Source organism: Mycobacterium sp. NPDC006124 (genome assembly GCF_040614235.1).
Classification (GTDB): domain Bacteria; phylum Actinomycetota; class Actinomycetes; order Mycobacteriales; family Mycobacteriaceae; genus Mycobacterium.
Genome location: NZ_JBEXUA010000037.1, coordinates 1 through 1,922 on the forward strand (window position 1 = coordinate 1; position 1,922 = coordinate 1,922).

Sequence of the window (1,922 nt, forward strand, 5' to 3'; positions counted from 1 at the left end):
GGGTGTGTTGTTTGAGAACTCAATAGTGTGTTTGGTGGTTTTTGTTTGTTGTTTTTGGCCATCTTGGTGGGGGACTTCCCGTCTTCCTGCTGTTGGGGTGGTTTTGTTTGTTTGATGCCAGTTTTTGGTGTCTTTTTGTTAGGTCAGATTTCTCTGATTTGATGTGCCTGACTTTGGTTGGGTTGTCTTTGTTTGGAGAGTTTGATTCTGGCTCAGGACGAACGCTGGCGGCGTGCTTAACACATGCAAGTCGAACGGAAAGGCCCTTCGGGGTACTCGAGTGGCGAACGGGTGAGTAACACGTGGGTGATCTGCCCTGCACTTCGGGATAAGCCTGGGAAACTGGGTCTAATACCGGATATGACTACGCGATGCATGTCGTGTGGTGGAAAGCTTTTGCGGTGTGGGATGGGCCCGCGGCCTATCAGCTTGTTGGTGGGGTCACGGCCTACCAAGGCGACGACGGGTAGCCGGCCTGAGAGGGTGACCGGCCACACTGGGACTGAGATACGGCCCAGACTCCTACGGGAGGCAGCAGTGGGGAATATTGCACAATGGGCGCAAGCCTGATGCAGCGACGCCGCGTGAGGGACGACGGCCTTCGGGTTGTAAACCTCTTTCAGCACAGACGAAGCGCGAGTGACGGTATGTGCAGAAGAAGGACCGGCCAACTACGTGCCAGCAGCCGCGGTAATACGTAGGGTCCGAGCGTTGTCCGGAATTACTGGGCGTAAAGAGCTCGTAGGTGGTTTGTCGCGTTGTTCGTGAAAACTCACAGCTCAACTGTGGGCGTGCGGGCGATACGGGCAGACTAGAGTACTGCAGGGGAGACTGGAATTCCTGGTGTAGCGGTGGAATGCGCAGATATCAGGAGGAACACCGGTGGCGAAGGCGGGTCTCTGGGCAGTAACTGACGCTGAGGAGCGAAAGCGTGGGGAGCGAACAGGATTAGATACCCTGGTAGTCCACGCCGTAAACGGTGGGTACTAGGTGTGGGTTTCCTTCCTTGGGATCCGTGCCGTAGCTAACGCATTAAGTACCCCGCCTGGGGAGTACGGCCGCAAGGCTAAAACTCAAAGAAATTGACGGGGGCCCGCACAAGCGGCGGAGCATGTGGATTAATTCGATGCAACGCGAAGAACCTTACCTGGGTTTGACATGCACAGGACGTGCCTAGAGATAGGTATTCCCTTGTGGCCTGTGTGCAGGTGGTGCATGGCTGTCGTCAGCTCGTGTCGTGAGATGTTGGGTTAAGTCCCGCAACGAGCGCAACCCCTATCTTATGTTGCCAGCGCGTCATGGCGGGGACTCGTAAGAGACTGCCGGGGTCAACTCGGAGGAAGGTGGGGATGACGTCAAGTCATCATGCCCCTTATGTCCAGGGCTTCACACATGCTACAATGGCCGGTACAAAGGGCTGCGATGCCGTGAGGTGGAGCGAATCCTTTAAAGCCGGTCTCAGTTCGGATCGGGGTCTGCAACTCGACCCCGTGAAGTCGGAGTCGCTAGTAATCGCAGATCAGCAACGCTGCGGTGAATACGTTCCCGGGCCTTGTACACACCGCCCGTCACGTCATGAAAGTCGGTAACACCCGAAGCCGGTGGCCTAACCCCTCGTGGGAGGGAGCCGTCGAAGGTGGGATCGGCGATTGGGACGAAGTCGTAACAAGGTAGCCGTACCGGAAGGTGCGGCTGGATCACCTCCTTTCTAAGGAGCACCACGAGACCTGGCCGGCCCCACACACCGTGGGATCAGCCGTTGTCAGGCGATTCGTTGGATGGACTCGTCGCCCGTCACTGGGCGTATCCGTAGTGGAGCGAGTTCTGGTGCACAGACAAACGAGATTTCCGTGTCCTCTCCGTCAGGGGAGGGCCGGCCACCAAGCACACTGTTGGGCTTTGAGACAACAGGCCCGTTCTTC

General features: G+C 57.1%; 1 rRNA gene. It reads left to right on the forward strand.

From position 1 onward, the window contains the following. The first annotated feature begins 189 nt into the window (after positions 1 to 189). A 16S ribosomal RNA gene (locus tag ABZ195_RS28555) occupies positions 190 to 1,708 on the forward strand. The last annotated feature ends 214 nt before the right edge of the window (positions 1,709 to 1,922 follow it).